The 8,303-nt window shown below is 70.2% G+C and carries 6 protein-coding genes and 2 pseudogenes; 4 read left to right on the forward strand and 4 right to left on the reverse strand.

The window, feature by feature from the left end; genetic code table 11:
• Positions 1–122 precede the first annotated feature (122 nt).
• The gene (locus tag ADK57_RS42500) at positions 123–497 is read right to left on the reverse strand and encodes a hypothetical protein (RefSeq protein ID WP_053755104.1); all 375 of its coding nucleotides are present in this window, start codon (positions 495–497) and stop codon (positions 123–125) included.
• 471 nt (positions 498–968) lie between these two features.
• Here ADK57_RS42500 and ADK57_RS42510 point away from each other — a divergent pair, with 471 nt between their 5' ends.
• Positions 969–1,964 (forward strand): Lrp/AsnC family transcriptional regulator, encoded by a 996-nt coding sequence (locus ADK57_RS42510; RefSeq protein WP_053755106.1) that lies wholly within the window; start codon positions 969–971, stop codon positions 1,962–1,964.
• A 43-nt stretch (positions 1,965–2,007) separates the two neighbouring features.
• Positions 2,008–2,142: pseudogene (locus ADK57_RS51830) on the forward strand (rhamnose ABC transporter substrate-binding protein); the annotation flags it as partial.
• Positions 2,143–2,172: 30 nt separating this feature from the next.
• Here the strand turns inward: ADK57_RS51830 and ADK57_RS42515 are convergent.
• A complete protein-coding gene (locus ADK57_RS42515; protein ID WP_053755107.1) occupies positions 2,173–4,998 on the reverse strand; it encodes a glycoside hydrolase family 2 TIM barrel-domain containing protein in 2,826 nt (941 codons plus the stop codon).
• A 606-nt stretch (positions 4,999–5,604) separates the two neighbouring features.
• On the opposite strand from ADK57_RS42515, the gene ADK57_RS42520 reads away from it, so the two are divergent.
• Both ADK57_RS42520 and ADK57_RS52705 read left to right on the forward strand, forming a co-directional pair.
• On the forward strand, positions 5,605–7,611 hold the full coding sequence (locus ADK57_RS42520; RefSeq protein ID WP_053755108.1) for a beta-galactosidase: 2,007 nt from the start codon (positions 5,605–5,607) through the stop codon (positions 7,609–7,611).
• A gap of 51 nt (positions 7,612–7,662) precedes the next feature.
• Positions 7,663–7,842 (forward strand): annotated as a pseudogene (locus tag ADK57_RS52705) (hypothetical protein); the annotation flags it as partial.
• Between the two features lie 31 nt (positions 7,843–7,873).
• Here the strand turns inward: ADK57_RS52705 and ADK57_RS52135 are convergent.
• Together ADK57_RS52135 and ADK57_RS51835 are read right to left on the reverse strand one after the other, a co-directional pair.
• Positions 7,874–7,996, reverse strand: a complete 123-nt coding sequence (locus tag ADK57_RS52135) for a hypothetical protein (RefSeq protein ID WP_267890804.1) — start codon at positions 7,994–7,996, stop codon at positions 7,874–7,876.
• Between the two features lie 55 nt (positions 7,997–8,051).
• On the reverse strand, positions 8,052–8,303 hold a 252-nt coding region (locus ADK57_RS51835; RefSeq protein ID WP_420711971.1), incomplete at its 5' end, for a hypothetical protein.

Below are 8,303 nucleotides of genomic sequence, written 5' to 3' on the forward strand. Positions count from 1 at the left end.
TGCGCCGCAATCGGTTGGGTGGGTGGTGCTCAGGGGCTGCCATGCGGAAGCGGGCAGCCCCTGCCTGGGGGACGCGGCCGGTGGCGTCCCCCAGACGTCGGTGGGTGATGGCGCCCCGCGGCTTACGCCGTCAGCCCGAACTCCGCCCGGTACGCGGCCAGATGGGCTTGCAGCCCGGCATGGGGGCGGACGCGCTTGAACGGGGCGCTGGCACCGGTGGAGCGGATCTGCATGACCGGGTCACCCGGGTTGCCCCAGATGACCTCGACCTGCGTGCCGACCTCGGCGTCGGCGACGTCCAGCACCGTCGGGGAGAGCATCTTGCGGAAGTAGTGGCTGTAGCGGCGCCGGGGCAGGAAGGACCAGTCACCGATGCAGCAGGTCTGCTTCCACGACAAGCTCTCGTCGAGCCAGTCGGCGTGCTCCGGCTCTCCGAGGGGCTTGGCGAGGATGCCTAACGGGGGTGTCGAGGGGAAGGCGTCGGTGGTGAGGTCCACGGGGACGGATGCCTCTCTGGGGAAGTGGCACTGCTCGTGTGCGGGGTGCGACCGGCTCGTCGGCACAGCGCGGCCCAGAGGCCCGGAGCGCCCGCGGGGGGATGCGAGGACGGCGCTCCGGGCCGGTCAGGGAGCGACGGCGACGCCCCGCCGGGCAGCCGGCCCGCGGACTCCCAGGAGCCCCGGCCCGGGCGCAGGGGCCGTGTCACCGATCACCCGCTGGATGCGAGAGAGACCGGTGTGCGGGAGCGCCGTCCGGCGGGACGGCACCGCGCCCGCCGTGGTGAGGTGCATCAGCAGGACGAATGTGCAGATGCAGGCCGCTGTCGGCGCCAGCCGCGTGCTCATGGGGGTCACGCCCTTTCTTCAGGACACGACCAGCATCCGTCTCGCAGCCCATAACCATGAACTCAACCGCCCAAAACGAACAGAAACTTCTATGCCGCCCCAGGAATGTGCCAGACTCCTCTCGTGATCGACCATGTGGACAGTAAAATCCTCCACGCGCTCCAGTGCGCACCTCGCCTCCCGTTCCGGCACATCGCCGAGGTGACCGGCGTGTCGGAGCAGACGGCCGCCCGCCGCTACCACGCCTTGCGCCGCAGCGGGGTGATGCGCGTGGTCGGCCTGGTCAATCCGGCCGTTCACGGCAAGGCCCAGTGGGTGGCCCGCATCCGCTCCCGCCCCGACCGGGTCGGGCCCCTGGCGGACTCCCTGGCCAAGCGGCCGGACATCGCCTATGCCAACCTGGCCTCCGGCGGCTCGGAGATCATCTGCATGATCCGCTCCCCCGTCGAGGCCGAGCGCGACGACATCCTCCTGCGTCAACTGCCCCGCTCCGCCTCGGTCCTGGACGTCAGCATCGACCTCCTCCTGCACCCCTTCGGCGAGACCGGCACCAGCGAATGGACCGGGTACGGCGACGGCCTCACCCCCGACCAGGTGCGGCAGCTCACCACCGACCGGCCACCCGCCCCCGCCGGACCACTGCGGCCCCCCACGGACGAGGACGCCCCCCTGCTGGAAGCCCTCGCCGAGGACGGCCGCACCACCCACACCCGCCTCGCCGAGCTCACCGGCTGGTCCAACGCCCGCGTCGCCCGCCGCCTGGAGGCGCTGGAGACGTCAGGCACGCTCTTCTACGACGTGGAACTGCTGCCCGAGCGCCTCGGTCACGCCCTCAACGCCACCCTCTGGCTGCGCGTCTCCCCCGCCCGCCTCGCACAGGCCGGGGAGGCACTCGCGCGGCACACCGAAGTCGCCTTCGCCGGTGCCATCAGCGGCCACCACAACCTGATGGTCAGCGTCATCTGCCGCGACGCGGAGGACTTCTACCGCTACCTCACCACCAGCGTCGCCGCCATCGACGGCATCGACGCCTACGAGGTCAGCATCCGCGTCCGCCGCCTTAAACAGGCCGCCTCACTCATCTTCCACGGCCGCCTGGTCCATACGACACTCGCATGACAGTCGAGCCCGCCGCAGCGACTGATCCGGGCGCGCGTTCTGGAACAACGTCAAGGTCGTCACCTACGCCTCCGACACCAAGGCCGACCGCCGCAACGCCTTCGTCTCGCAGGCCGGCGCCGAGTACCTCGGCCGCACCGAAGTGCAGCTGCTCGCCAAGCAGATCAACTACAAAGGGGTGAGCCCGCCGGTGAACACGACTCGGTGATCACCTGCCGGAGATCTCCGACAAGGTGACGCTGTAAGCGGCGGACCGGGCGGTCAGCTCGTAGTGCGGCAGGACGCGAGGGCCGCACGCGGCGGACCCCAGTCCGTGCTGGGCGAGGTCGATGTTGACGTGGACGGCGTCGCCGGGGCGGAGTTCGTCGGTGTGCCGGGCGGTGTCGAGGTCCTCGCTGGTCCAGCGGCGGGCGGTCAGGTGGTAGGTCGGAGTACCGGTGACGCGTAGTCCGCCGCGCGGGCCGGTGAGCTCCGCCCAGCGGACGTCGGCCCGGCTGCCGTTCTCCTGGGGGAAGACGTACGGAGTCTGCAGCGCGTCGACGGTGCCGCTGTGCCGGCCCAGGCGCGCGGCGCGGCGACTGTCCGGATACGCCTCCCCGGGGCCCAGCCCGTACCAGGTCACGTGGTCGATCCAGGCGGGCAGGGCGAGGCGTAGTCCGAGTCTGGGCAGCGGGATGTCCTGCCAGCCTTCGTCCGGTTCGATCTCGGTGGTGAGGCGGAGTCCCTCGTCGGTGTCCTGCCAGTGGTAGGTGGCGTACATGCCGAGGTCGGTGGCGGCGGGGGCGACCCGGGTACGTACGACCACCGTGTCGTCCTCGGTGTCCATGCCGAGGAGACGGTGGTGCAGACGGTCCAGGCCGATGCGCCGCCAGGTGTCCGCCACCGGATCGTGGCCGAGCCGGTCGTTGTCGATCGGCGCCCGCCACAGGTCGAGTCGGAGGCCGGTGACGGGCAGGTTTCCAAGCCGGGTCAGCCGGCCGGTGCGGGTGTCGAACAGACCGGGGTCCGGCCTGGACCCGCGGGTCGGTCGGCGTGCGGGCATCTGCTCGGGGATGCGTTGGGCCCAGGCGACCTCATGGCCGGCGGGGGCCCAGGGCTCGTCCTTGGCGAGGAGGGCGCTGACGGTGAGTGTGCCGGCGGTGTCCGCCGCGGGGTACGGCAGCCGGGCCGGAGGGCTGCCCGCGGGAATCGCCGGAAGCGGCAGGTTGCCGGAGGCGGTCCTCTCGCCGTCGTGTTCCAGACACCAGGTCAGAACCAGATGAGAGAGGTCTCGGAAATCGTGGAGGTTGGCGATCTCGATGCCGTCCGCTGCCATGGTGATGCGGACCGGTTCCACGACCTTCTTGTACTCGGCCAGGCTCGGGGAGGGGGTGCGGTCGGGGAACACCAGGCCGTCGCAGACGAAGTTTCCGTCGTGCAGTTCCTCCCCGAAGTCGCCACCGTAGGCGAAGTAACCGTCCTGGCGCAGGCCGTGGTCGATCCACTCCCACACAAAGCCGCCCATGCATCGTTCGTACTTCTCGAACAGGCGCTGGTATTCGGCGAGTCCGCCGGGACCGTTGCCCATGGCGTGGGCGTACTCCACGACGACGGCCGGCATCCCGCGCCGCCGCGCGTCGGCGACCGGGTCGGCGAGCGGCTCCTCCGCGCGCCGGCCGATGGCGTCGAGCTCCTCGTGGGAGGTGTACATACGGCTGTACACGTCGGTGTAGCGACTGCCCCAGTCGTGCTCGTAGTGCAGTGGCCGGTCCGGGTCGCGCCGCTTGGCCCACTCCGCCATGGCCTGGAGATTGCAGCCGTCACCGGCCTCGTTGCCCAGCGACCACATGACGACACTGGGGTGGTTCTTGTCCCGCTCGACGGTCCGCTCCATGCGGTCCAGGTACGCCTCGCGCCAGCGCGGATCGTCGCTGGGATTGCCGCGCCAGTCGCCCGTCAGGGAGAAGCCGTGCGTCTCCAGGTCGCACTCCAGCATCACCCACAGGCCCAACTCGTCGCACAGTTCCAGGAACCGGCTGTCCGGTGGGTAGTGGCTGGTGCGGACCGCGTTGATGTTGTGGCGCTTCATCAGCACGATGTCCTCGCGCATGGTCTCCTCGTCGAGAACGCGCCCGTGGTCGGGGTGGAACTCGTGCCGGTTGACGCCCCGCAGCAGGACGGGCCGGCCATTGACCTTCAGCAGCCCGTCCTCGACCGCGACGGTACGGAAGCCGAACCGCAGGGGGATCGTCTCTCCCCCGGCCCGCAGCTCACCGGCGTACAGCCGGGGAGTCTCGGCCGTCCAGGGCTCGACCGCCGCAATGTCATACGGCCCCTGGGCGGGGACATCCCACAGGCCGAGCTCCTCGACGGTCAGCCGGGCGGGTGCGGAGGTGTCGACGCGCAGGGTGCCGCGACCCGTGGTGTGGTCGAAGTCCGCGTGCACGAAGAAGTCGTCGAGCGCTCCCAGAGGGCGGGCGAGAAGCGTGACCGAGCGGAAGATGCCGGAGAGCCACCACATGTCCTGGTCTTCCAGGTAGCTGCCGGGAGACCACTGGTGGACACGCACCGCGAGGACGTTGCGGCCCGGCCGGGCGATCCCGGTGACGTCGAACTCGGTGGGCAGCCGGCTGCCGGTCGACCATCCCAGTTCCCGCCCGTTGAGCCAGGCGGTGAAGCAGGAGTCCACCCCGTCGAAGCGCAGGGCCGCTCCCAGATCGCTCCACTCCTCGGGAAGGTCGAAGGCTCGGCGGTAGTCACCGGTGGGGTTGTCGTCCGGGACGTACGGGGGATCGAGGGGGAAGGGATAGGAGACGTTCGTGTAGACCGGGGCACCGTGACCGTGCAACTGCCAGTGGGCGGGGACGGGCAGCTCCTCCCATCCGGAGTCGTCGAAGTCCGGCCGTTCGATGCCCGTCGGCGCCTCGGCGGTGGACGGCGACAGCCGGAACCTCCAGTCGCCGTCCAGGAGCAGCCGGGGGGCGTCCGAGCGCAACGCGGCCCTCGGGGGCCTTCGGCCCTCACCCGGGCTGAAGGTCGTCAGCGGATCGGTCATACGGGTTCCGGCTCCTCTTGACATGGTGGTGAGCTTCGGCCTGGTCACGCAGGCCCCGCCGCGTGCTGGGCGGCGGGATGGAGCACGGCGTCGGCGGGGTGCGCGGGGTGCGGTGGGGCTGCGGGGCGTTGAGTTGCGGGGCGCGAGCAGGGATGGCGCGGCGATCCCGACCGTCGCTGCCTTGTTCGAGGTGTTGAAAATGCTAGCAACCGGTTTCTTGTAGCGGTACAAGAAGCTGCCACCGCCGCATCGAATGAGTCAGGATGCTTGCGCCAAGGTCACGCCGACGGACGTGAACACCCGGTCATACTCGTACTTTTGGGATGTTCTGACCTCTTGACACCACCCGGAGACCGCACCTAGCGTTCGCCGAAGTTCTCCCCAACCGGTTTCCTATAGCAGGCGTTGCGGGGCGTGACGCCGCACAGACGAAGCACCGGTCCATCAACTCTCGGCCTTCACCGGTGCGTTCGGCGGCAGCCGACGAGGACGTACACCCCATCCGGGTGCACGACAGCACTTCCCCCTCCCTGCAGCGTGGCTTCGTCACCAGCACCGCCACGTCCCGACTCAAGTGACCAACTCTGCCGATCCCGGAGCCGCACAGTGACCACGCACCCCTTCCCCTCCGTCCCCGGCATCGCCTACGGCGCCGACTACAACCCCGAACAGTGGCCCGAGGAGGTGTGGGCCGAGGACATGCGTCTCATGCGCGAGGCCGGCGTCAACATCGTCAACGTCGGCATCTTCTCCTGGGCCCTGCTGGAGCCCTCGGAAGGCACCTACGACTTCTCGCGCATGGACCGGATCCTCGGGCTGCTTCACGACAATGGCATCGCCGCCGACCTCGCGACGCCGACCGCGGCGCCCCCGGCGTGGTTCTACCGTGCCCACCCGGAGGCGCTGCCGGTCGACAAGGACGGCCGCCGGCTGTCGTACGGCAGCCGCCAGACGTTCTGCCCGTCGAGCCACTCTTACCGCGAGGCCGCCCTGCGCATCACGGGCGCGCTCGCCGAGCGGTACGCCGACCACCCGGCGGTGGCGATGTGGCACATCCACAACGAGTACGGCTGCCACACCAACGCCTGCTACTGCGACACCAGCGCGGCGGCGTTTCGGGCCTGGCTGCGTACGAAGTACGCCGATGACCTGGCGGCGCTGAACGACGCCTGGGGCACCACCTTCTGGAGCCAGTGGTACTACGACTGGGACGAGATCCTGCCCCCACGGGCGACCGCCGCCGGCCCCAACCCGTCCAACCTGCTGGACTGGCGCCGCTTCTGCTCGGACGAACTGCTGTCGCTCTACAAGGCGGAACGGGACGTGGTGCGGGAGGCGACCCCCGTCACTCCCGTCACCACCAATTTCATGGCGATCACCGACGCGCTGGACTACTGGCGGTGGGCCCCGGAGCTGGACGTGGTGTCGAACGACCACTACGCGATGTCCACCGACCCCGAGGCGGAGATCGAGATCGCGCTGAGCAGCGATCTGATGCGGTCGCTGGCGGGCGGCCCCTGGTTCCTGATGGAGCACTCCACCGGCGCGGTGAACTGGCAGACCGTCAACCGGGCCAAAAAGTCCGGTGAGTTGCGCCGCAACGCCCTGGCACACGTGGCCCACGGCGCGGACGGCATCGCCTTCTTCCAGTGGCGGGCGTCGAAGGCCGGCGCCGAACAGTGGCACTCGGCGATGGTTCCGCACGCCGGCACCGACAGCCAGATCTGGCGGGACGTGGTCCGACTGGGCGCCGACCTCAAGGCGCTGGCCGAGGTGCGGGGCAGCACCGGCACGGCCGAGGTCGCCATCACCTGGGACTGGAACGCCCGTTGGGCCCTGGAATTCCCCGCCCAGCCCAACAGCCAACTGCGCTATGTGGACCTGGTGCGCGCCTGGTACGAGCCGCTGTGGCGGGCGGGCGTCGCCGTGGACTTCGTACGCCCGGACGCGGACCTGTCGCCGTACCGTCTGGTCCTGGTTCCGGGCCTGTACCTGGTCGACGACGAGGGCGCGGCGAACCTGGCGGGGTTCGCGGAGCGGGGCGGCACCCTCGCGGTCGGCTTTCACAGCGGAGCCGTCGACCGGAACTGCCATGTCCGGCTGGGCGGTTACCCCGGAGCGTTCCGCGAGGCGCTGGGCATCAGCTCGGACGAGCACTTCCCGCTGCAACCCGGCGACACGGTCGCGCTGCGCGGGGGCGGTACCTCCTCACTGTGGTCCGAACGCGTACGCCTGGAGGGGGCGGAGGCGGTGACCTGGTACACCGACGGACCCCTGACGGACGTACCCGCCGTGACACGGAACACGTACGGCGAGGGCACGGCCTGGTACCTGGCCACGCACCCGGACCCGGCGACCCTCACGTCCTGCCTCACCGCCCTCTGCACCGAGGCCGGAGTGGAACCGGTCCGCACGGCACCGGAGGGCGTCGAGGTGGTGCGCCGCCGATCCCCGTCCGCGGACTACCTGTTCCTCATCGACCACGGCGGCCACGGCGCGGCAGTACCCGTCGCCGAGGACGCGGTCGAACTCCTCACCGGCAAGGCGACGCCGGGCTCGGTGACGCTGGCACCGGGAGAGATCGCGGTGGTACGCCAGCCACGGCACGGCTGACGAGACGATCCCGGTGTCGGGCCGCTGTTCGGACAAGAGCGGCAAGGACTCATGCGGGCACTCCCCCTCAGCGGTACGCCTTCCCCGGCCCGTTCCTGGACGCAGACCACCGCCCTCGACTACCTGTTGTCCCTTGATCCCGACCGGCTCCTCGCGCCCTTGCGGCGTGAGGCCGGTCTGCCGCCGGTCGCCGAGTCCTTCGGCGACCGGGAGAGCTCCCTCGACGACCACACCGTCCGGCACGCGCTGTCGGGTGCCACCCTCATGTGCGCCGCGACGGACGATCCCCGGCCGAGGACCATGGTTCTGCGCCGGCCTGTTCGACGTCCGCTGCGCCCTGCGCGGTCAGCAGGACCAGCAGTCCCTTCAGGTTGGCGATCCGCATGGGAATCTCCTTGCCTTGTTGCTTCCACACCGGCAGCCGTCCGGGGCGGCGTGGTTCAACTGATGAGCGTCAGGCGCGCAGCGGTCGGGCCGCGATCCCCCACCGAGGAAAGTGGTCCGCCCCTGCCCTTCAACGCGGCACCCGTCACCAGGAAGTCGGCCGAGTTGACGGAGGTGACGGGCACATCGACGACTCGCGCGGACCCCTCGCCCCCGGCCTGGCTTTCGACCAGTTTCACCGCCGGTGCGGTTCCCATCACCGGCGGAGTGCCGTTGTCGTCCACCCCCGGATCGTCTTCCCCGACACG

The sequence above is a fragment of the Streptomyces sp. MMG1533 genome, assembly GCF_001279775.1.
Classification (GTDB): domain Bacteria; phylum Actinomycetota; class Actinomycetes; order Streptomycetales; family Streptomycetaceae; genus Streptomyces.